18 protein-coding genes are annotated in these 22,429 nt (G+C 36.5%); 10 read left to right on the top strand and 8 right to left on the bottom strand.

Going from position 1 to position 22,429, the window contains the following annotated elements; all coding sequences use genetic code 11:
• Window positions 1–300 precede the first annotated feature (300 nt).
• The 6 genes from argS (at window position 301) to BZG01_RS17265 (ending at window position 6,207) form a co-directional block, all read left to right on the top strand.
• Window positions 301–2,094, top strand: a complete 1,794-nt coding sequence (argS, locus tag BZG01_RS17285) for an arginine--tRNA ligase (RefSeq protein WP_101311094.1) — start codon at window positions 301–303, stop codon at window positions 2,092–2,094.
• A 193-nt stretch (window positions 2,095–2,287) separates the two neighbouring features.
• Window positions 2,288–3,619, top strand: a complete 1,332-nt coding sequence (gene ffh, locus BZG01_RS17280; protein WP_101311093.1) for a signal recognition particle protein — start codon at window positions 2,288–2,290, stop codon at window positions 3,617–3,619.
• Between the two features lie 67 nt (window positions 3,620–3,686).
• Window positions 3,687–4,568: a bifunctional 5,10-methylenetetrahydrofolate dehydrogenase/5,10-methenyltetrahydrofolate cyclohydrolase gene (locus BZG01_RS17275; protein ID WP_101311092.1), complete on the top strand. Its 882-nt coding sequence runs from the start codon at window positions 3,687–3,689 to the stop codon at window positions 4,566–4,568.
• A gap of 138 nt (window positions 4,569–4,706) precedes the next feature.
• Entirely contained in the window at window positions 4,707–4,970 is a 264-nt protein-coding gene (locus BZG01_RS21445) for a hypothetical protein (protein ID WP_143470931.1), read from the top strand.
• On the top strand, window positions 4,960–5,322 hold the full coding sequence (locus tag BZG01_RS17270; RefSeq protein WP_101311091.1) for a hypothetical protein: 363 nt from the start codon (window positions 4,960–4,962) through the stop codon (window positions 5,320–5,322). The genes BZG01_RS21445 and BZG01_RS17270 overlap by 11 nt, the downstream gene beginning before the upstream one ends.
• Window positions 5,323–5,586: 264 nt before the next feature.
• On the top strand, window positions 5,587–6,207 hold the full coding sequence (locus BZG01_RS17265) for a CPBP family glutamic-type intramembrane protease (RefSeq protein WP_101311090.1): 621 nt from the start codon (window positions 5,587–5,589) through the stop codon (window positions 6,205–6,207).
• A gap of 18 nt (window positions 6,208–6,225) precedes the next feature.
• Here the strand turns inward: BZG01_RS17265 and BZG01_RS17260 are convergent, their stop codons facing one another.
• The 4 genes from BZG01_RS17260 to BZG01_RS17245 all read right to left on the bottom strand — a co-directional run bounded on the left by BZG01_RS17260 (window position 6,226) and on the right by BZG01_RS17245 (window position 13,823).
• Window positions 6,226–10,812 (bottom strand): translocation/assembly module TamB domain-containing protein, encoded by a 4,587-nt coding sequence (locus tag BZG01_RS17260; RefSeq protein WP_180327373.1) that lies wholly within the window; start codon window positions 10,810–10,812, stop codon window positions 6,226–6,228.
• Window positions 10,813–10,835: 23 nt separating this feature from the next.
• Complete coding sequence (gene bamA, locus BZG01_RS17255; RefSeq protein ID WP_101311088.1) at window positions 10,836–12,656, bottom strand: outer membrane protein assembly factor BamA; 1,821 nt, start codon at window positions 12,654–12,656, stop codon at window positions 10,836–10,838.
• A 117-nt stretch (window positions 12,657–12,773) separates the two neighbouring features.
• The gene (locus BZG01_RS17250) at window positions 12,774–13,139 is read right to left on the bottom strand and encodes a cupin domain-containing protein (protein WP_101311087.1); all 366 of its coding nucleotides are present in this window, start codon (window positions 13,137–13,139) and stop codon (window positions 12,774–12,776) included.
• Between the two features lie 60 nt (window positions 13,140–13,199).
• Complete coding sequence (locus BZG01_RS17245) at window positions 13,200–13,823, bottom strand: hypothetical protein (RefSeq protein ID WP_101311086.1); 624 nt, start codon at window positions 13,821–13,823, stop codon at window positions 13,200–13,202.
• A gap of 200 nt (window positions 13,824–14,023) precedes the next feature.
• Between BZG01_RS17245 and BZG01_RS17240 the strand changes: the two genes are divergently transcribed.
• Entirely contained in the window at window positions 14,024–14,617 is a 594-nt protein-coding gene (locus BZG01_RS17240; RefSeq protein WP_101311108.1) for a 2OG-Fe(II) oxygenase, read from the top strand.
• Between the two features lie 73 nt (window positions 14,618–14,690).
• Here BZG01_RS17240 and BZG01_RS17235 read toward each other — a convergent pair whose 3' ends face one another.
• Together BZG01_RS17235 and BZG01_RS17230 are read right to left on the bottom strand one after the other, a co-directional pair.
• Window positions 14,691–15,140: a KTSC domain-containing protein gene (locus tag BZG01_RS17235; RefSeq protein ID WP_101311085.1), complete on the bottom strand. Its 450-nt coding sequence runs from the start codon at window positions 15,138–15,140 to the stop codon at window positions 14,691–14,693.
• Window positions 15,141–15,402: 262 nt separating this feature from the next.
• Entirely contained in the window at window positions 15,403–16,302 is a 900-nt protein-coding gene (locus tag BZG01_RS17230) for a LysR substrate-binding domain-containing protein (RefSeq protein ID WP_101311084.1), read from the bottom strand.
• An 84-nt stretch (window positions 16,303–16,386) separates the two neighbouring features.
• Here BZG01_RS17230 and hutH point away from each other — a divergent pair, with 84 nt between their 5' ends.
• The 3 genes from hutH (at window position 16,387) to hutG (ending at window position 20,982) form a co-directional block, all read left to right on the top strand.
• Complete coding sequence (gene hutH / locus BZG01_RS17225; RefSeq protein WP_101311083.1) at window positions 16,387–17,877, top strand: histidine ammonia-lyase; 1,491 nt, start codon at window positions 16,387–16,389, stop codon at window positions 17,875–17,877.
• A gap of 13 nt (window positions 17,878–17,890) precedes the next feature.
• Entirely contained in the window at window positions 17,891–19,888 is a 1,998-nt protein-coding gene (locus BZG01_RS17220) for a urocanate hydratase (protein WP_101311082.1), read from the top strand.
• 74 nt (window positions 19,889–19,962) lie between these two features.
• Window positions 19,963–20,982 carry a formimidoylglutamase gene (gene hutG, locus BZG01_RS17215; protein ID WP_218973154.1) on the top strand — a complete coding sequence of 340 codons (1,020 nt, stop codon included), beginning with the start codon at window positions 19,963–19,965 and terminating at the stop codon, window positions 20,980–20,982.
• A gap of 137 nt (window positions 20,983–21,119) precedes the next feature.
• Here the strand turns inward: hutG and BZG01_RS17210 are convergent, their stop codons facing one another.
• Window positions 21,120–21,386: a transporter suffix domain-containing protein gene (locus BZG01_RS17210; protein ID WP_180327372.1), complete on the bottom strand. Its 267-nt coding sequence runs from the start codon at window positions 21,384–21,386 to the stop codon at window positions 21,120–21,122.
• Between the two features lie 101 nt (window positions 21,387–21,487).
• Window positions 21,488–22,357, bottom strand: coding sequence for a hypothetical protein (locus BZG01_RS17205; protein WP_218973153.1), 870 nt, complete (start codon window positions 22,355–22,357; stop codon window positions 21,488–21,490).
• Window positions 22,358–22,429: the final 72 nt, after the last annotated feature.

The raw sequence follows: 22,429 nt of genomic DNA, 5'->3' as shown, positions 1-22,429 counted from the left end.
TTAGAAAATATCAAATTAAAAATAAACAAGGTTTTGTAATTTTTCAAAGGTAAGTAATGTTGCTTTATCAGAAGTTAAATAGATGAGGCTATTTGAGGGATTCCATAAACAAGGTCATGAATGACTTTTTTCTAAATGTAGGGAACTATTTATTTTATTCGTATTATCTTTGCACATTCGGATTATGGGGTACTTTTTGGGCGGTTAATGCATGGGAAATCCAGACTGGCTAAAAGACCTTTTTGATCTGATAAGAGATATAGTTTGTAAATAGTTGAATTCGAAATAAAGAATTTTCAGATGAGTATTGAAAGCATTATAAAAGGTAAGGTTGTAGAGGCCGTAAATAGTTGTTATGGTCAGGAAATTGATAATGAAACAGTTCAGATTCAAAAAACAAGACGTGAATTTGAAGGTGATTTAACTGTAGTTGTATTTCCTTTTTTGCGCTTTTCAAAAAAATCACCGGAAGCTACAGCCAATGATCTTGGTGTTTTTCTTCAGGAAAATATTGACGCTGTAACAGCTTTTAATGTTGTAAAAGGATTTTTGAATTTGGTTATTGACAGTTCTTATTGGATATCAGTGTTGAATACTGCTTTTCAATCGGAAAACTATGGCTTTAAAAAGTTAGAGGCCGGTGCTAAAAAAGTGATGATCGAGTATTCTTCACCAAATACAAATAAGCCATTGCATTTGGGGCACATTCGTAATAATTTATTGGGGTATTCTGTTGCTCAAATTTTAAAAGCGAATGGTTACGAAGTAATCAAAGTAAATTTGGTGAACGACCGTGGCATTCATATCTGCAAATCGATGCTTGCCTGGTTGCGTTTTGGCGAAGGGGAAACTCCTGAATCAACAGGTTTAAAAGGAGATCATTTGGTTGGAAAATACTATGTGAAATTCGATCAGGAATACAAAAAAGAAATTGAAGCTTTAGCAGCCAACGGAATGGATGCTGACGAAGCTAAAAAACAAGCTCCGTTGTTATTGGAAGCTCAGGAAATGTTGGTGAAATGGGAAGCGGGCGACGAGGAAGTTGTTGCTTTATGGAGAAAGATGAACGACTGGGTTTTAGCTGGATTCGATGTTACCTATCAAAAAATGGGGGTTGATTTCGATAAGGTTTATTTCGAATCGGAGACTTATAAGCAGGGAAAAGCAATTGTTGAAAGAGGCTTGGAAGAAGGAGTTTTGTACCGTAAAGATACCGGTTCTGTTTGGGCTAACCTTGAGGCAGACGGATTGGATCATAAACTACTGTTACGTGATGATGGAACCTCTGTTTATATGACACAGGATATTGGGACAGCTTACGAACGATTCAATGAATTCAGTATCGATGAGCATATTTATGTTGTAGGTAATGAACAAAATTATCATTTCCAGGTGTTGTCGCTGGTTTTAGGTAAACTGGGATACGAGTGGAGTAATAAAATTCAGCACCTTTCATACGGTATGGTCGAATTGCCTGAAGGAAAAATGAAATCCCGTGAAGGAACTGTTGTTGACGCAGATGAGTTAATGGATGAAATGGTAAATACGGCCCGCGACACTTCAAACGAATTGGGTAAGCTTCAGGGATATTCTACAGAAGAGGCTGAGGATGTGTATAATAAAGTTGCTATGGGAGCATTAAAATATTTTATTCTTAAGGTCGATCCTAAAAAGAATATGATGTTTAATCCTAAAGAATCAATTGATTTTAACGGAAATACAGGACCATTTATTCAGTATACATATGCTCGTATTCAATCGGTTTTGAAAAAGACTGTTGATGAAGGAATTGAATTTCCTGAATTCGCAAATACAGCTATTGAAATTTCTGAGAAGGAATCAAATTTAATTCAAATGATTGCCAATTATCCGGTTATCATTAAAGAAGCCGGTGATACAACAAGTCCTGCACAAATTGCAAATTACGTATATGATTTGGTGAAAGAATACAACCAGTTTTATCACGATTTTCCAATTGCTAAAGAGGACAATGTTGAATTAAGAGCCTTCCGAATGGTTCTTTCTAAGCAGGTTGCACAGGTTATAAAAAGTGGAATGGAATTGTTAGGAATTGGTGTTCCTGAAAGAATGTAAAAATATATTTGTTATTGAGAGAGCGAATTTCATTTTTGGAATTCGCTCTTTTTTTATTTTAAAAGTGTTGTTTTAATACTATTTCTAACGAAAATGAAAAATCATTGATAAAATTATCGACATTTCTATCGCATAGTCTTTATCGCTAAGCAGATTTTTTTAATTTTGCAGTGAAATATAAATCTGTATAATAATGTTTGAAAATCTTAACGAACGACTTGAGAGATCCTTCCAGATATTAAAGGGGCAAGGAAAAATTACTGAAATCAATGTAGCAGAAACATTGAAAGATGTGAGACGTGCCCTTTTGGATGCCGATGTAAACTTTAGTATAGCCAAGTCCTTTACCAATACAGTAAAAGAAAAAGCATTAGGACAGAATGTACTAACCGCATTAAAACCAAATCAGTTAATGGTGAAAATTGTTCACGATGAGCTGGCTGAATTAATGGGGAGTACACAGGTTGATATAAATATTCAGGGAAAACCTGCCGTAATATTAATTGCTGGTTTGCAGGGGTCGGGTAAAACCACCTTTTCAGGTAAACTGGCAAATCTTCTAAAAACAAAACGTTCTAAGAATCCATTGTTGGTTGCTTGCGATGTATATCGTCCTGCAGCGATCGAACAGCTGAAAGTATTAGGAGAACAAATTGGAGTTCCTGTATATACGGATATTGAGAGTAAGAACCCTGTTAAGATTGCTCAGGATGCTATTAAGCAGGCAAAAGCAAACGGAAACGATTTGGTGATTGTCGATACAGCTGGTCGTTTGGCTATCGATGAAGAAATGATGAAGGAAATTGAGGCGGTTAAAAAAGCCATTGATCCTTCCGAGATTCTGTTTGTTGTTGATTCCATGACCGGTCAGGATGCGGTGAATACAGCCAAAGAATTTAACGAGCGTTTGGATTTTGATGGTGTTGTTTTAACAAAATTGGATGGTGATACACGTGGTGGAGCTGCGCTTTCAATTCGTTCAATTGTTAACAAACCAATCAAATTTGTTGGTACGGGAGAGAAAATGGAAGCTCTTGATGTTTTCCATCCCAGTCGTATGGCCGATCGTATTTTGGGTATGGGTGATATTGTTTCACTTGTAGAACGTGCCCAGGATCAATTTGATGCTGACGAAGCTAGAAAACTTCAGAAGAAAATCGCCAAGAACCAATTTAACTTCAACGATTTCCTGTCTCAGATTTCGCAGATCAAGAAAATGGGTAATCTGAAAGATTTGGCATCTATGATTCCTGGTGTTGGAAAAGCACTTAAGAATGTTGATATCGATGATGATGCTTTTAAAGGTGTTGAAGCAATTATATTTTCGATGACTCCGGCAGAGAGAGAAGATCCGGCATTAATTAACGGATCAAGAAGAAAGAGAATTGCCGATGGTAGTGGTTCTACCATTCAGGACGTGAATCGTTTAATCAAACAATTCGATGAAACGCGAAAATTAATGAAAATGATGACAAAAGGCGGAAACATGTCCCGAATGATGGGGAATATGGGAGGCCGAAGATAATAAACTTACAAATAGAAATGCTTGGTCGCTTGGTCAGGCATTTTTTATACCGCAAAACGATACGACCATGGAATTAATCGACGGAAAAAAAATCTCAGCAGAGGTGAAGCAGGAAATTGCTGCCGAAGTAGAAATAATCAAAAAGGCTGGTGGAAAAACTCCTCATTTGGCTGCTATGATTGTTGGACACGACGGAGCCAGTGAAACTTATGTGGCTGCAAAAGTGAAAGCTTGTCATATGGTAGGTTTTAAATCTTCAGAGTTTCGTTTCGAAGAGGATATTACCGAGGAAGAATTATTGGCCGAAATTAGAAAGATTAATGATAATGACGATATAGACGGTTTGATTGTTCAATTGCCATTGCCTAAGCATATTTCAGAATCGAAAGTGATTGAAACCATACGTCCCGAAAAAGATGTTGATGGATTTCATCCTATGAATGTTGGTAAAATGGTGTCGAGCCTGCCAACCTATTTGCCGGCAACGCCAGCAGGTATTGTTGAGCTAATGAAGAGATATAAAATTCAAACATCAGGTAAAAATTGTGTTGTTATTGGCCGAAGCAACATTGTAGGTACTCCAATGAGTGTTTTAATGTCGCGTAAAGCCGAGTATGGCGATTGTACAGTTACTCTTTGCCACAGCCGAACAAAGAACATTGCGGAAATTACCCGTCAGGCGGATATCGTTATAGTTGCTTTGGGAATGAAAGAGTTTTTAACAGGCGATATGGTGAAAGAAGGTGCTGTGATTATCGACGTTGGAATTCACCGGGTAAAATCTGATAAAACAAAGTCGGGCTGGAAGCTGTTAGGTGATGTGAAGTTTGATGAGGTTGCTCCTAAAGCATCCTTCATAACTCCTGTCCCGGGTGGTGTTGGTCCAATGACGATTGTTTCCTTATTACAGAATACTTTGCTTGCTGCTAAAAAGGCAATTTATAAATAGAACAAATATTTTTGATCAGATACATCACAGGCTTCCCTATTCGGGAAGCCTGTTTTTTAATGGGAATCGTTTTTACTCTTTAAATGGTTTAGTTTACCGGGGCTGTATTCACATTATGTGGTGATGAATTCAAGTTCTATGATAATAGATTCCAGTTATACGAGGATGGATTCCATTTATATGGTGATATGTTCCAGTCGTTTGGTAGTAGGTTCATTTTGTATGGTGATATATTCTGGTTATATGGTGATGAGTTGTATTGTAGTGGTAGTTTGTATTGCTCTTGTGTTTATGATTGGTTTTTACTTAATGCTTGAAAGATTTACCGGTACTGTTTTGAATATGTGTTCAATTGTAGTTAGTTTTGTTGAACGAATAGCACAATTGAATTATGGAAAATAACTTTAAAGAGTTGGTTGATTTGTATCACCAAAAGAAAATAGAGGGAATGGATTTTTCCCAAATCCGTAAAGAATTAGCAGGAAAAAATATCGAAGAAGATTTGATCAAGGATATTGTCCGCGCAATTGATGATCGGATGCTGAGGGGAGAAGTGAAGAAGAAAGGGAAGTTTAAGGCTCGTGAATTACGCCTGATAGGATGGACTCTAATGATAATTGGTGGTATCATTACTCTGGGAACCTATTTCCATTGGTTCGACATGAAGGGATATTATTTTGTGTCTTACGGACCGGTAATTGCGGGTTATTTACTAATTATTGCTGCAAGAAAAGCGCAAAGAAAAGAATTCTAGCTGGGCGTTGTAACGAGTTGTAGGTATTTGTCTGTTTTTGAGTAAGATAAATCAATTAAAAAAGGCTTTTTATCATCATTTTTATGGATTTATTAACCCTATTATTTCGTTAGTCAATAAAAATCCTCCGTTCCTAAATTTCACCAAAGTTTTTGAAACAAAATCCATCTAAAAATTGTAAATTAAGTAGAACGAGTCTTAATAAGGAGTCCTTCTTATTTCAATTGGGTTTCTATTGTTTTCAAATTTTTAGTGGGTGGTGAGATGAAGAAATTATACCTGTGGTTAGAAATGATTTTTATGTTTCTGGTACTTCCTGTCTTGTATTTTTACGAGCTTATACCGGTTCATAAAGCTGTGCCTCTGGTTATTGTATTTCTCTATTGTCTCTTTATTGTTTTTAGGGATAAAAATTTTGACCGCGGTATTTTTCGAATTAAGCGTGACTATCCATGGCAGGAAATTTTATTGAAAGGATTTGTATTGCTGTTTATTACATCAATCTGGGTTTATATTTTTAGGGGAGATGTGTTTTTTTACCTTCCGAGGAATAATTTTTGGATTTGGCTTGCTGTAATTTTCACTTATCCTATTTGGTCAGCATACACACAGGAATTCATTTACCGGGCATTCTTTTTTTATCGGTATAAACTTCTTTTTAGAAATCCATTATTGCTGCTGTTGATCAATGCGGTTTGTTTTTCCATGGCTCATATTATTTTTAGAAACTGGATGGCTTTGATTTTTACCTTTGTTGGCAGTCTTATTTTTTCCTTTACCTACCTTCGCAACAAATCGTTAAACGCAGTTTTTTTGGAGCATTCTTTGTATGGAAATATTCTATTTACAAATGGCTTGGGTATTTATTTTTATTTACCGAATTAACAGGTTTGGAATTACAACTTATTTCCAGGTCCATTTGATAATGAAATCAAAACCGGAATTCGCACTCTGATTGGTCGCCTGTAAAAAAAGAGAGCGGTAAAATTGATATTCCATTGAAATTTTTTCAGGTTCAATAATTTTATCCTTTTTATCGATGGCAAATGTTCGTTCGTAATTCAGGTACAAATTGTTTGTTATGTATTTACCAACCGATACACTGCCTTGCGTCCAACCACTTTTCCCCGAAATTTCAATCACATCCAAGCCAAGTGACGATTGTAAGGCATCCTTAAGTACATTCGAGAATTGGCCGATTGCAAAATCCTTAGCGATATCCATATTACTACTCTTCATTGATGTATTTTCTCTTGTATCAAGTTGGTTCGTGCTTTTGTTGAATATCAGATAAGAAATGGCGTCTTTTTCTTCGATGGAGGTATCGTCAAGAAAAAATTTGACTTCCGGTTTATTAATTCGTCCGGTTACATTTACGCTAAGTTTTCGCAATTGATTATCCGGATCGCGGAATTTGTAGGCAACTTTGAAATTGACAATCGGATTTAGAGTTGCTCCACCTGTTAAGGTGATTTCACCTTCTTCAAATTCAAGTCTTCGTCCGTAAATTTTATAAAATCCTCTTTTTACGTTCATAGTTCCGAAAATGTCTATCTGTTCACCTTCTTTTATCGCTTGTAGATTTCCGGCCAGTTCAAAATTCATGTTTTTGCCTTTTATCCAGGTGTTTCCAGGGATTTCGATGTCGAAATTCCCCTCCAGTTTTTTATAAATTGAAGGTGGATCTTTTTGCGCTGAATTCTTTTTTATAGTGTACTTTATTTCTTCATTTTCTTCATTTTTCCGTGCAGTAACCAAGAGTGGTTGGTTGGAATCATCATAAACACGATTGAATTCTTTTAGGAATATATCGGTATTTAGGCTTGAGTTTAAAATTGTTACTTTTCCTTTGAAGGTAGGGTTTTCGGGCGAACCATTCAGGCTAAGATTTGTATTGATAACAGCCTTTATTAATTCGGAGTCGAAAGCCTTGAAGTTTTCCCCTTTTACATCCAGATTAATGCTTTTTAGTTCTGTATCAATCAGTGATTTCATTTCAGCCAATCCTTTCAGTTGCAATTTTCCTTTTCCGGAATTTATGAGAAGGCTGTCGAGATAAAAATAGTTGTTTGCCAGACGGCTGCGCATTTCGATATCACTGTAATCCATTCCCAGTTTTTTATATTGAAAAGCACCCTTGCCTAAATTTAGATAACCACTTATGTGAGGATTGTTAATGGTGTTATCAATATTGAGTTGCATGCTTAGCAAACCTTTAGCTTCAATTCCTGTTGTTGGAATAAAACGATTGAATTTATTGATATCGAGTTGATCGATTTTTACAATGGCATGGATGGGATTGTCTTCCTTGGGAAGCAGAAATTTTTCAGTAAATGAAAAGTGCATAGGAAGTTCAAATTCTGCGTTGATAAGTCGTGAGGAATAGCCATCAAGATATGTCTCAAAACGAAGTTTTTCGTTTGTATAGTTGATATCAGATTGGAATTTGCTAAATCGCAGGCTGTCAACTTCCGGATGATCAATAGTGAGAATAGATTTAATAATTGGTTTGTTTGCTGTTCCGGCAATGTCGAGAAAAGCATTCACTTTTCCTGATATCTGATAGGGCAAAAAATGTAGTTCTGAAATGTTGATCAGGTTAAGATTCTGAATTTCAACATGCAGATCTTCAGTTCCTTTAAAAGCAAATATTCCATTTGCTTTTAATGCACTTTGCTGCGAGCTAAGTTCAAATTGGTGTATTTCAATAGAATCCTGCCTAAATTTAATGTAGTTGGAATCGTTGCCTCCCTTCCAAATCTGATTGTTTAAATTTAATTGTATATCCTGAAAGGAAATGCTGGGGTTATTATTGATTTTTAGTTCGGATAAAATTTTACCATGTAAAGAATCGTTGGCAAAAAAGGCGAACGAATTAACCGCTTTCTGCTGATTGAACTTACTTTTAAAATGAAGTTCCTGAAGATTAAAATCCTGCATTTTAGAGTCGCTCACCAAAAGATTCATGAATCCGGAATATGTTGAATCTACAAAATGGATTTCAGCATCAGCTGTTATTTTATTGATGCTGATGGTATCGAGTTTCAATTCAGTTACATTCACCGAAGAGGATATTTGCAGAGAATCGGCCGGACCTTTAATTTCAGCTTTTAGTTGTCCAACAAGTTGTAATTTGTCTGTTTCTAAGGCAGAGATGAGCTGCTGAATGTCTGTAGTTTTGATATTTAATTTGAGCTGATTGTTCTTTTTCCAGTTTCCTTTGCCCGTTAAATCGGCGAAAGCAAAGGGCGTTTCTATATGAAATCCGTTTACCTGATATTCTCCTTTATTGTAGTTTATTTTTGCGTTGAATTTTTCAATAGGCAAATCAAATATAGATGATCCGTTCGATTGAATTTCCAGATCAGCATTCATTGATTTGGGTTGAATCCCTTTCCCTGTGGCAACTATTTCGAAGTTCAAATCGGAACGGAACTTTTTGTTTTTTGTGATCATGGAAAGATCAATATTTTTCAAGCTGCTTTTTATTTTATATGCGGGAACCGAAAACAGGTTTTCAATAGAGAATTTGGTTTTCAGATTTCCTAAAGCTGTGGAGGAAGTAATATTACCACTACTGTTTTCCTGGTTTTTCTCAAAAGTTAAGTTCGTATTCGCCATATAGTACTTTTCAAATGTAATATAATCTGCACTTGCTTTTGCACTTAGATAGATGTTTTTTAAAAAGGCATTTGTACTTGTGTCTTTTTTCCCGACCGAATCCATATTTGCCAATAGTTCATCCCCCGAAAAGCGCGAATGAAGCTTAGCTTTGAAATTTTGCAAAACGAGTGAGTCGATTCCGGCATGTACGATATTGATATTGCTTCTAAAATCCAAAGTATTAAAAGGTCCGGATAAGTCACTTGTAATTTCGCCGTTAAAATCGACGGGTTTCAAGCCCAGGGCGATAAGAGGCGCATTTAGGTTTTTTGATTTTAGCTCCAAATGAATAAGATTGTTTTCGGTACTATTTCCCTTTCCCGAAAGAATTGCCTTTAAGTAAGGCGCTTCAAAGCTGAAATCATTAATTAGATATTCTTTTTTATTGATGAGGATATTGGCATCTAAGTTTTTGATTGGCTGATTAAAAAGGACTGATTTTGTCGATTTTAAATGAAGTTTTGTTTGCAGGTCACCAGGGGTAAAACCTTGTCCGGATGCCTCTAGGTCGATGTTAATGTTTGATTTTAGATTTTTATTCCCGCTTAGTTTGCTTAAATCTAAATTTCCAATTTTTAGTTCTGCACTGTAATTGGCCAATTCAAATAGCTTTTCAATATGGATTTTTGAATCTAAATTCCCAAAAATGGTTTTTGCTCTTGCCTTTGCATCGAGTTTATTTTTGTTTTTATCAACAAGCAGAATAAAATCATTTAATTCGTAAGTCTTGTATTTTAAATCGGCAAACTTAGCTGTGGCGTGAATTGTGTTTTCCTTAAAATCCAGCCCCGTTCCTGTAAGCTCAAGTTCACCTTTAATATTTGATTTAAGGTCATTATTATGAGTCCAGTACTCTCCGTTTACACTATCGGTTTCCATTGTGAAATGAAAATCCGGCAAGCTGTTACTATCATTGATTTCCCCCAGTAATTTAATAATCTGATTCTGTTGTTTTATAGAGAAGTCTACCTGACTGTTATTTTCGGTCTTGAAAATTTCGAGATTAATGTTGGGTTTACCATAAATTGAAGGAATCCATTCGTTTACATCTTCAAAATCGAATGGGTTTGCGTGAAAAGAAACTTCGGAACCAAGCAGTTGATTGAAAGGAACCGAACCTTTTGAGTTAAGCTTTGATTTAGGAAGTTGAAGTTGAAAATTGGACCAGCTAAATACCGAATCAATTACACTTGCCTGAAAATGTAAATCTTTAATTTCCAGAGCAGGTTTTTGTGTGCTTACTTCAAGTTTGTGCAGATCAATATTCATAAAATCAGCTGCAAATTTGAAACTGAGAGAAGCATCAAATTTTATATTCTGCGGAATTAATTTTGTACTGTCATTCGCCACGATTTTGGCCTCAAAATTCTTCGTAGATACATCTGCCAATTCTATTTCCCATGAAAAGGGATTCGAAGGAACTTTAGCTTCTGAATTTTCTGTAACAGGAATCAGTTTTTCAAGGTTCCATAAATCATCCTTGTCTTGTTGCAGGAAAGCCGATGTTCCGTTTAATTTCAGAGATGTAATTTCAAGTTTTTTTACTGCGATCTTCCAAATGTTGTATTTTATTTCCAGTTCATCAAGAGTTATCAGCTTACTCTTGTTTTGTTCCAAGTCAATTTTTTTTACAATAAGATGGGAGAGAGGGTTGCCTTCAATTTTTCCTATTGTAAGCTCTGCATTTAGCTGTTGATTGGCTATTCGGCACACAGTTTCCGAAATCCAATTATTGAAAAGTCCGGTAGAAAGGAGAAAAAGCAGAATCGCCAGGAGAATAATTATTCCTGCACTTGCAATACCTGCTGTTTTTAAAAATCGTTTCATTCCTTCAATCATTTCATTTCACATTAAAATGCATGCCCAATAGTAATAAAGAATTGGGTTCTGAATTTTCCCTCGAATAATGGGCTTGCAACATCCAAACGAATAGGACCAACAGGTGTTTTCACACGTAGGCCCAAGCCAGCATTGTAGTTTAGCTGGTTTAGTTTGAATTCCCATGAGTTTAACCATGAATTTCCAAAATCCGTAAAGGCTGTGCCTGAAAAGATACCGTACAATGGAAATCTTATTTCAGCACTGGCTTCCATCATGCTGTTTCCACCCAACTTGTTTCCTTCTTCGTTTTTTGGAGAGATCTGATTACGGCCCCAGCCACGCAAGGATAGTGCTCCTCCCATTAAAAAACGATCTTCGATAGGGCTTTGAGAATCGCCTTGGGTTGGTTCAATAATTCCAGTTTTTATTTTTCCGGCAAAAACAACATTCTTCCTCAGTGAGTGGAAATAGTCTATTTCTGTCAGAATTTTATAGTAATGAAATTGGGAATTGAAACCTATTCCCATATAAGTGGCTGTTCCTTCATATTTCCATCCTTTTTCAGGAGAAAAAATATCGTTGGTGGTGTTTAGGTTGTAGCCCAATGTTACACCTGATTTATTGTGATTCAATTTGTCAGCATCCTCAATCGATAAGGAGCCTTTGCTTTTCGATATATCTACCTTATCCTTACCAAATGTATAGGAAATATAAGCGGCAGATTTTTTCGTTAATTCCTTCTGAAAAGTAACCGAAGTTCCCAGCCTGTCTACTTCATAACTGTCTTCTTTTTCACGCGAGAAGAACGGATTTAAAATGAAATCAAGATTTTTGCTCCAAACATCGGGTTGTATAAATTTGCTCTCGATACTAAGCGGAGTGAAGTAAGAGTGCTGTCCTTTAATCGACAGAGTTCTTCCTCCACCTAAAAAATTTAATCGTTTGAATAGAATGGATGTCCTGATTTTGTCTTCGGTTCCATATCCGGCACCAATTTTTACGGACCAGCGGGGAAGCTCCTTTATGTGAATGGAAATTGGCACTGAGTCATGATTTACACTATCCATCATTGCACGAATGGTTACGTACCGGAATAGATTCATGTCGAACAATTCTTCCTGAGTCTTTTCAATTTTCACCTGAGAAAAGACTTCACCTTTGCTAAGTTCAACATGTTTCAGGATATATGCTTTGTTGATTACAGAATTTCCTTCCAGATTAATCTTACCAAAATAACTTTTATTTCCAGGGTTTACAATGAAATTAATAGTTGCAGTATGTAGTTTTTCATTTAAATGGATGCTTTTTTCCACTTTCACAAAAGGAAATCCTTCACGGTTGAATTTTTCACGGATTAAATTTTCGGAAGCGATGATTTTTTCATCTTGAAACAGGTTTCCGGTTTTTAGGGGAAGAATCATTTTTACAGACTCTAAAATTTGCATGTTTGCTTCGGTTCCGGTTAAGGAATAGTTGATTTTACCAATGGAAATAGGAGTTCCTTTCCGGATGTGAATGAGAAGGTCAAGTTTTTTGTTTCTTTTGTCTGGCAGAAGATCCGATGTAATTGATACATCTAAAAAACCATTCTTCTGATAGTATTTTTTCAGTTGAAGTAAGTCTTCATCGAATGTGAAACTGGAAAATCGGGTGGTTTTTTTCCAAAAAGTCAACTTCCCGGTAAATGGTCTGGCTTTGGTATTCATCTGCTTAAGAAGAATTTCCTTTTGCAGTGTATCGATTCCTGTAAACCTTATTTTGTTAACTATTGCATTGTCCTGTGCTGATGCATTCAGCAGAAGCGCTGTTAAAATTAAAATCTGCAGAAAAATTCTTCTAATATGCACCATATTTATCACTCAGCTTATTTTTATGAATAAAGATATAGAATTTAGAAGCAATTTTAGGTAGTTAGACATTGCAGCGACAAATTAAATTGGCGGGATGATTCTAAATAAGATAGTATCCTATTTGAGCTGATCTTGGATATTTTTAGTTATTGCAGATTCAACATCTCCGGTATGAGCCGTAGTTTTGTTTTCAATCAGCATGATTTTGCATTCTTCCTTTGCGGATACCCGATGTTGAGTGCCTCTCTTAACGATGTACATATCTCCGGCATTCATAGTAAACGGTTCTGAGCCTTCAACTTCCATTAAAAGGCTGCCATCAATGATATAGAACAGTTCATCTTCATTTTTATGATCGTGCCACGGTAGTTCGTCGCCTTTTATTTTGGCAATTTTAACGTAAGAATCGTTTACCTCTCCAATCACTTTGGGAGAGAAATATTCGTTGATTTTTTTGAAGTTTTCGGGTAGGTTTGTTTTCATTTTAAGTGTTTTTTAGAAAAATAGGACTATTTGGTATGGAAACAAAGTGAGATCATAAGTCTATTTCTGTTCAAGAAGCTGTTCCAAATCCAATATTTCAGCTTTATCACCATACTTTTCTTTTAATCCTTTTACCATTCTTTCGGCAGTTATGCATCTGACATTGTTTTCGATACAATCTAAAACGTAAGCTTTGGCATTTGCATAATTAATTCGATAATCTTCAGATTCTATTTTATAGGCTTTGTAATATTGAGTTTTGGCATTTTTATATTGTCCAGTGTTTAACCACTTTGTTCCATCCTTTAGTAAATAGAGAATTTTATTTTCCTTTGCAAGTTCAATTGCATCAATTGCTTTTTGTTTTTCAATAGCTTCAATTCTTTTATCTTCATGAAAATTATCAATTCTGTTTTGAATCACGAAATAGATTGCAATAAGAATTGGTATGCTTATTATAAGCACCCAAATTTTCAGTTTTCGATTTTCTTTACGGGCGTTTGCCCTTATCTTCTTCTTGATTTGCTTTAATTCGGCTTCAGATACAGTTTTGTACTCCAAATTACTTTCTTCAGAGTGCAGGTTTACATGATCTTTATTTCTTGATCGGAAGATGTTTTTTTTAGGTCTCGCATTGTTCCTTATCGAGATAATCATTGCCTGAACTGATCCGCCAAAGCTCATAAATGCATTTTTTTGATAACTAAAATCTATTCGTTTTTAAATTTATCAATAATATTTGATCTGTAAACTTTTAATTAAATTTTATTTTGGATAGCAACATTCTCTATTCTATAATAGAGAAAATACAGGTTAAGATCTCAATTTAATAGTCTACCTTGCAGTTCAGCGGATTCGTTTCGCATACACATTAATTGATTCAGTTGAATACAGCATTCGATGATTTGGTCAGCACTTATTTAGAAACTAATGTTGGACTGACAGATAATTTCCTGAGTGAAACTCTGACCTCTCAGCTTAAAGGCAATTTGTTAAGATTGTTGTCGCAAAAGCAGATGCTGCCTGCCGGGATTGGGAATAATACTGATTTAGTTCACAATCAATTAATTCGCAGCGATAAAATACATTGGCTCGATCGCAAACATCATGATGAACACGAGGACTGTTTTTTTAATTTGATGGATCGTTTTGTTGCCTATTTAAATCAGACTTGCTATACAGGCATTACCGGATATGAATTTCATTATGCTCTTTATGAAAAGGGAACTTTCTATAAAAAGCATCTCGATCAGTTTGTGAATAATAAGGGAAGAGCTTTCACTATGATCATGTATTTAAATAAGGATTGGAAGCCGGGTGATGGCGGCGAATTGTGCATTTACCATTCGGATCACAATCAGTGTATTTCTCCGCTTAACGGCAAATGTGTGTTTTTTAAGAGCAGTGAACTCGAGCATGAAGTTTTGCTCAGTAATCAGCCACGCTTAAGCATTACCGGATGGTTAAAAACCAGTTGATTGGTTTTGGGAGGATTGAAAAATAAAAAACCCAGGCTTTTTGAGCTTGGGTTTTTTATTGATCATATATTCTTTAGGCTGCTATGGCGTCCTTTTTAGACTTTCGGTACAGGTAAGAGTTGAAAATGCTTCTTTTGGCAAAGCGATACTGCTTATCTGAATTGATGAATTTATTGAATACGTTTTTTGGAACGCCAAAATATTCATAAGTAGTTCCATCGGTGAAAGAGATTTCAAGCAACAAGCCTTTGTGTTTGTAATCAGCAATGCCCGATTCGGTAGTTGTTGAAGTATATTCTTCCAGGTTTGCTTCAATTGTCTCCGGAGCAATACTTACCAAAAAGTGATAAGCATCAATAATCTCGCGGCTTTTGATTTCTGCTTCAGCAAATTTTTCATCATCAGATTGAAATTTATCAGGATGCCACTCTTTAACCAAATTTCGATAAGTTGATTTTAATTTCTTAAGATCAGTATCCTGATCAACATTAAATAATTTTTTGTACGCATTAACTCGCTTCATACAGGCTCTTTCTAAAATTCTTAATTGATATATTTAAAGTGTTTTTTTAAGGACACTTCTTCTTGCTTTTTCGCAAAACAGTCGCAAAAGTACATATTTTAATGTTCTGATTGCGAAGTAACTTCCCTTTTTTTATTTATTATATTTATTCCTGAGTTCGTGAAATTTTAAGAGAAGATATATTCACTTCGTTATTCACGTAAGTCAAATTCTGAAACGACGAATTTTAACCAAAGAGTAAATGTTCTTAGTCTGGATGAATTTACCTGTTTGCCATTTTGCTATCAATCATGGTACGAAAGTCATTTAATATTGGATTGGTATTTTTATTGTTCCAGACAGCCCGCAAGGTTGTTCTCTGAGGTATTTTATTCAATTCGATAAATTTAATTCCCATGTCGTAGCCCAATTTCAGAGAAGTGGGTACAATTGAAACACCAAATTTATTTTCTACCAGCCGGTATATCGAGCTGGCATTAACCGTGTTGTGCGAAATCAATGGTGCAAAACCACTTTCATCGAAAATTTGCATTACTTTTTCAAAATACGATTCACTGTACGAAGCATCAAAAAAGATGAACGAATCATTTTTAAATTGAGACAAATTTGTGAAGTTCGATTCGTTAATTGGATGATCTTTAGGAAGAACTAAGGAAAATGTATCTTCAAAAACAGATTGAATGCTTAATCCTCTGGGCACTCGTTCCATTCTCACAAAACCGACATCAATTTCATGATTAAGCAGTGCCTGGATTTGTTTGTTGTTGTCCATTTCTTTTAGACTGAAAAGAACATTTGGATGGGTTTGCTTAAATATTAATAATAGTTCCGGAATTACATCCTGCATGGCAGAACCAACATAGCCGAGATTCAAATTGCCATTCAAGCCATCATGTAATAGTTTAGCATGGTTTATAATTTCATCCAAACGTTTAAAATTATTGGTCAACTCTTTTTGCAGGTAAAGGCCGGCTATAGTAAGTTTTACTTTTCGGTTATGGCGTTCGAACAAGCTGATTCCAAGAATCTCTTCCATTTGTTTAATCTGCCGGCTTAATCCTGGCTGCGATATAAACAAGCTTTCTGCTGCTTTTCTAAAATGCAGATCTTCTGCTAAAGCAAGGAAATATTTGTAATGTCTGAACTCTATTTGATTACTCATAGTTATTAAATGATGACAATAATAGTCTTGTTGGGTATCAAAATTACGAATAACTTTGTAATAAAAAATAAATCTACTTGAACTATGTTTAAATACGGAATTGATCGGTTAAGTGTTGATAAGACGATACAAATTGCTCGGGGAGAGCTTAAAGCGGGATTAACTGCAGAAGCTATCAGTAAAGTGAATGCTTGCAGAGCCAAGGTTGAAACAATGGCGAAGTCCAATAAAGCTTACTATGGAATAAATACCGGTTTCGGACCTTTGTGCGATACTCAGATTTCGCCGGAAGAAACGAGCAAATTACAGGAGAATTTGCTGATAACCCATGCTGTAGGTGTTGGAAATCCTATTGGTAAAGAGTTATCTAAAATCATGATGATTTGTAAGGTACAAGCATTGGCGCAGGGTTTTTCGGGTGTTCGGTTGGAAGTGATTGAGCGTATTTTATTTTTTATTGAAAATGATTTGATTCCGGTTGTTCCGGAACAGGGTTCTGTTGGTGCTTCGGGCGATTTAGCTCCTTTGTCGCATTTATTTTTACCTCTTTTAGGAGAAGGTGAATTTTGGATCGGCAAAGATATTGTTCCTGCCAAAGAAGTATTGGCAAAGAATGGCCTGAAGGCTATTCGTTTGGAAGCAAAAGAAGGTTTGGGTTTAATCAATGGAACTCAGTTTATTTTGGCACATGCAATCCGTGGTTTGTATAAAATGGAATATCTTCTTGATTTGGCAGATGTTGCAGGAGCAATGAGTCTGGAAGGTTTTCAGGGAAGTGCTGCTCCTTTCAAACCGGAATTACATTCAATTCGTCCGTTTAAAGGAAATATTAAAGTGGCGGAACGCATGCGTATGCTGTTGGAAAACTCAGAAAATTTAGCGGGTCATATTGATTGTGAACGTGTTCAGGATCCATATTCATTACGTTGTATTCCTCAGGTTCATGGTGCATCCAGAAATGCATGGTATCATTTGAATGAGCTGGCTGAAATCGAAATGAATTCGGTGACTGATAATCCAATTGTATTAAGTGATACCGAAGCCATTTCGGGTGGTAACTTCCACGGACAACCTTTGGCGATGGCTTTGGACTACTGTTCCATAGCGGCATCGGAGCTTGGTAATATTGCTGACAGAAGATGTTACCTGCTGTTGGAAGGTAAATTTGGATTGCCTCGTTTGTTAACTGCAAGTGGTGGATTAAATTCAGGATTTATGATTCCTCAATATACTACCGCGGCACTGGTTACTGAGAACAAATCACTTTGTTTTCCTCCGTCAGCAGATAGTGTTCCAACTTCATTAGGACAGGAAGATCACGTTTCGATGGGAAGTATCTCGGGACGAAAATTCAATCAGATATTAGGTAATATCGAGAAAATATTTGCCATTGAGTTGATGTATGGCGCTCAGGCATTAGAATTTAGAAGTCCTAATCATTTCTCAGATATCATGACAAAGAATTTTAACATTATCAGAAGTAAAGTGGATAAGCTGGAAGATGATCGTGTGTTGAAAGATGATATCTATGCAATGATTGATTTTGTGAAGACCAGAGCTTTTATTGTGAAATAGTAAAGACGAAAGTATGACATTTCAAGAACAGATATTGCAAGGGATTCCAGCAGAATTACCTGCAAAAAAAGCATATCCGAAGGATGCCAACAGAGCTCCTAAAAGGAAAGATATTTTATCGGTAGAGGAAAAGCAGTTGGCAATTCGTAATGCTCTGCGTTATTTTCCAAAGGATTGGCACAAAGAGTTAGCTGTTGAATTCGCTCAGGAATTATTGGATTTTGGTCGTATTTACATGTATCGGTTTAAGCCTGAATACAAAATGTATGCCCGCCCGATTCAGGAATATCCTGCCAAATCGATACAGGCAGCAGGTATTATGCTGATGATGCAGAACAATTTGAATCCTGCAGTAGCTCAGCATCCCGAGGAGTTGATTACTTACGGCGGTAACGGAGCTGTTTTTCAGAATTGGGCGCAGTACCTGCTTACCATGCAGTATTTGGCGACCATGACAGATGAGCAGACTTTGAATCTGTATTCAGGTCACCCGATGGGATTGTTTCCTTCTTCGAAAGGAGCTCCAAGAGTGGTGGTTACCAATGGTATGGTTGTTCCTAACTACTCCAAACCAGATGACTGGGAAAAATTTAATGCGCTGGGTGTATCGCAGTACGGACAAATGACAGCTGGTTCGTTTATGTACATTGGTCCGCAGGGAATTGTTCATGGTACAACCATTACTGTGATGAATGCTTTTCGTAAAATCCTGAAAAAGGGAGAAACTCCTTCAGGAAAGATTTTTTTAACTGCCGGATTAGGTGGAATGAGCGGAGCACAGCCAAAAGCCGGAAATATTGCCGGTTGTATTACCGTAGCGGCCGAAGTGAATCCCAAAGCAGCCAAAAAACGTCATGAGCAGGGCTGGGTTGATGTTTTGATTGATTCGATGGACGAATTGGTTGCCCGTGTAAGAAAAGCACAAGAAACCAACGAGGTGGTTTCCATTGCATTTATTGGTAATGTAGTGGATGTTTGGGAGCGTTTCGATGAGGAGAATATCTTCATTCACATTGGTTCCGATCAAACATCATTGCACATTCCCTGGACTGGAGGATATTATCCTGTGGATACTTCGTATGAGGAATCGAACAGATTGATTCGTGAAGAGCCGGAGCTGTTCAAGGAAAAAGTACAGGCAACTTTACGCCGCCATGCTGCTTCTATTAACAATCATACGGCAAAGGGAACTTATTTCTTCGATTACGGGAATGCCTTTTTGCTGGAAGCTTCCCGCGCCGGCGCGGATATCATGGCCGAAAACGGGATTGATTTTAAATACAAATCATACGTTCAGGATATTTTAGGCCCAATGTGTTTCGATTATGGATTTGGACCTTTCCGTTGGGTTTGTGCTTCGGGAAGAGCAGAAGATCTGGATCAGACCGACGAGATTGCAATGAATGTATTGCAGGAAATCATGGAAAGTTCTCCGGAAGAAATTCAATTGCAGATGCAGGATAACATTACCTGGATTAAGGATGCCAAGAAGAACAAAATGGTAGTTGGTTCGCAGGCCCGTATTTTATATGCCGATGCCGAAGGACGTGCTAAGATTGCTGAAGCGTTTAATAATGCCATTGCAGCAGGAAAAATAGGACCGGTTGTTTTGGGGCGCGATCATCATGATGTGAGTGGAACAGATTCGCCTTACCGCGAAACTTCAAATATTTACGACGGCAGTAAGTTTACTGCTGATATGGCCATTCAGAATGTGATTGGTGACAGCTTTAGAGGTGCAACCTGGGTGTCGATTCACAATGGCGGCGGCGTAGGCTGGGGAGAGGTTACCAATGGTGGATTCGGAATGTTGCTTGACGGAACCAGGGAAGCTGATGCACGCTTAAAAAATATGTTGTTTTACGATGTAAACAACGGGATTGCCCGACGCAGCTGGGCAAGAAATAAGGAAGCGATGTTTGCCATTAAAAGGGAAATGGAACGCACACCAGATTTAAAGGTAACCGTTCCCAATCTGGTAGATGACAACCTGCTGACTGATCTTTTTTAAAAATCGTTTTTAGATAAAAATAGAATTGGTTCAGGTATTTCCTGAACCAATTTCATATATACGAATTTGTAGTTGTGGAGAGAAGAGATAATGAATCGATAAATGCTGAATACAGACCTGCTGAAAAAGGTTATTGGGAAGGACGAAAATCAAATCCAGACATGGGGAAGCAGTATTGGCACCAGCAAATTGAATTTGTAAACTGGGATGAATTGAATCAGCAGTCTGATGATTCAAAGATCGATATTGCCATTTTGGGTTATGTGTGCGATGAGGGAGTACGACGTAACCGCGGAAGAATGGGAGCGCACGAAGGACCTAAGGCGATTCGCGACCGATTGGCAAAACTGCCGATCCACTTCGAGTCCAAACGTGTGATTGATGCCGGCAATATTGTTTGCAACGATGATGATATGGAAGCTTGTCAGGCACTTTTTTCCTATGCAATCTCCGACTTAATTAAGCAGAAAATATTTCCGATTGGCATTGGTGGCGGACACGATATGTCTTACGCACATTTTATGGGAATACGCGATGCCGTTAAGGAGACCCAAAAACGAAAAGTGGGCATTATTAATTTCGATGCGCATTTTGATCTTCGCCCGGTAGAGGGGAGAGGAAATTCCGGAACTCCTTTCAATCAGATTATTTCGGAATGCCACGAAAAGGGTGATCTGGTAGATTATTATGCCATTGGTATTCAGCAGCAATCCAACACCAAAGAATTGTTTGATATTGCAAAAAGAGAGCACATCAACTATTCTATTAATTACGATTGTGAATCATCGGCAATGGAAATGGAAAGCCTTAAAAACAAACTGACACCCATTATTGCCAATAACGATTATCTGTACATTACCATCGATATGGATGGCTTTTCGTCGGCTTATGCACCTGGCGTAAGTGCGCCGTCGCCATTGGGTTTTACGCCCTATTTTGTATTTAAACTGCTGAGTTTCTTGTTTGCAACGAAAAAGGTAATTGCTTTTGATATTGCAGAGTTAAATCCATCGCTCGACAGGGACATGCATACGGCGAGTCTGGCAGCCAAAATTGTCGATTTTGTGGTGTTGAATTATGAATCTCCTATCTAATATCATTTTAGATAAAAATTTACACACAGTTATTATACCGATATTTAAAACTCAGTGATTCTCCCGATTTATCGGGAGAAAAATACGAATTGGTATAAAATGGAGGGAATAGAGTTTTTACGACTGCCATCGAAATATCATTCTGATTCCTGATTTTTAGCTGCTTTTTTAAACCAGTTTTTAGGGTTTAGGTAGGTTTTGTATTTGCTGAAAAGCTCTTTCCCCACCATTATTCCTCCAAGCCAAAACAGCACTTCGCCAATAACCAGAGATATGGTGGAGAGTGTAATTTTGGTTTTAGCTTCCATTTCGAGAAATGGAATTATAGCTATCAATAGAAAAAATGGAATACAGAAAATAATCAAAAATATTCCGACTCTGATTACCCAGTTCTTTTTTTTCATATTGCTGATGTTTGCTGATCCTGACTTGCCGGGATTAATAGTGCTATGCATTTAAACTTTTCATCACCGCCCATGAAAATTTAGCTTTTGTTAGCATTTCGTTATTTTATACTCAATGTTAATTTACTAGTAATATCATTGAAAATTTCTTTGTCTGCAATAGAAAACAAAAGCATTTCTGTGTAATAAAGCATTTTAGATTTTTCGCCTTCCCAAAGATCACTACTAATGTCTTTAATCAATTTATTCAGTTCGGAATAAGCTTTTTTAGTTGGAATAAAGTAACTCTTATCTTTATTGTTGATGTAAAGTCTTTTTGTTAATTCCTCAGTATTAATTGGTTTATATTTCTGAATGTTTCTTAGTCTAATTAATACGTTCATATCAAACGCAGACATTTTAGAATTTCTTCCTTCAGGAATTGGGAAAAACTTTTCTCCAGCATTTTCCGATAAGATTATCCAATTTAATGAATAGGTAACTCTTGAATCATATATTGTATATTTCTCAGGAAACATATAAGCACCGACTTTTGAAGCACTTGCAATTCTATTAAATATGGGTTCGTTTTGGTTTAAAAACTGTTTAATTAATTCTATAGTATTTTCATCTTTTGCGCCCGTTATTCCACCCCAATCCTTAATAATCCATAAGCACAGATTATCAAATTCGTTTTTTTGATTATGATAGAATTCGTTTAATTTCTTTCGTATTCTATCTTTGAGAATTATTTCCTTTTCATAAGGTTTAATCTCACTGAGTTTGTCTCGCTCTTTTTCTGTCAATACTTTTAGCCCGACTAATTTTTCAATATTTACATTCCAAACATACAAGTTTGGTAAGTCCTCGCTGTATTTTTTTAGATAAGTAACTATTTTGGCGACATTAAATTTATAATGAGAGGAATCCGTAACTTTTGTAAGCCCGATTACGGAGGTTGTCGTGAATTTATCTGTTCTATCTATTTTCAATTTGATTACGAGTTTTTTATAATGAATGTCAACTTTAGTCTGTCTAAAAACTCATTAAACTGCTCAATTTAG

The organism is Labilibaculum manganireducens (genome assembly GCF_002843385.1).
GTDB classification, from domain to species: domain Bacteria; phylum Bacteroidota; class Bacteroidia; order Bacteroidales; family Marinifilaceae; genus Labilibaculum; species Labilibaculum manganireducens.
Note: the sequence above shows the minus strand (reverse complement) of the source record. Positions and strands in the feature narration are given on the sequence as shown.

Bases quoted from the DNA above. Each gene is read 5' to 3' on its own strand.
- BZG01_RS17250 (WP_101311087.1), bottom strand. From the start codon at position 13,139: ATGAAAACAAACCTACCCGAAAACTTCAAAAAAATCAACGAATATTTC.
- BZG01_RS17230 (WP_101311084.1), bottom strand. From the start codon at position 16,302: ATGAGTAATCAAATAGAGTTCAGACATTACAAATATTTCCTTGCTTTA.
- BZG01_RS17270 (WP_101311091.1), top strand. From the start codon at position 4,960: ATGGAAAATAACTTTAAAGAGTTGGTTGATTTGTATCACCAAAAGAAA.
- BZG01_RS17275 (WP_101311092.1), top strand. From the start codon at position 3,687: ATGGAATTAATCGACGGAAAAAAAATCTCAGCAGAGGTGAAGCAGGAA.
- BZG01_RS17245 (WP_101311086.1), bottom strand. From the start codon at position 13,823: ATGAGCTTTGGCGGATCAGTTCAGGCAATGATTATCTCGATAAGGAAC.
- BZG01_RS17210 (WP_180327372.1), bottom strand. From the start codon at position 21,386: ATGAAAAAAAAGAACTGGGTAATCAGAGTCGGAATATTTTTGATTATT.
- argS (WP_101311094.1), top strand. From the start codon at position 301: ATGAGTATTGAAAGCATTATAAAAGGTAAGGTTGTAGAGGCCGTAAAT.
- BZG01_RS17220 (WP_101311082.1), top strand. From the start codon at position 17,891: ATGACATTTCAAGAACAGATATTGCAAGGGATTCCAGCAGAATTACCT.
- BZG01_RS17260 (WP_180327373.1), bottom strand. From the start codon at position 10,812: ATGAAACGATTTTTAAAAACAGCAGGTATTGCAAGTGCAGGAATAATT.
- bamA (WP_101311088.1), bottom strand. From the start codon at position 12,656: ATGGTGCATATTAGAAGAATTTTTCTGCAGATTTTAATTTTAACAGCG.
- hutH (WP_101311083.1), top strand. From the start codon at position 16,387: ATGTTTAAATACGGAATTGATCGGTTAAGTGTTGATAAGACGATACAA.
- ffh (WP_101311093.1), top strand. From the start codon at position 2,288: ATGTTTGAAAATCTTAACGAACGACTTGAGAGATCCTTCCAGATATTA.
- BZG01_RS17235 (WP_101311085.1), bottom strand. From the start codon at position 15,140: ATGAAGCGAGTTAATGCGTACAAAAAATTATTTAATGTTGATCAGGAT.
- BZG01_RS21445 (WP_143470931.1), top strand. From the start codon at position 4,707: ATGATAATAGATTCCAGTTATACGAGGATGGATTCCATTTATATGGTG.
- BZG01_RS17265 (WP_101311090.1), top strand. From the start codon at position 5,587: ATGAAGAAATTATACCTGTGGTTAGAAATGATTTTTATGTTTCTGGTA.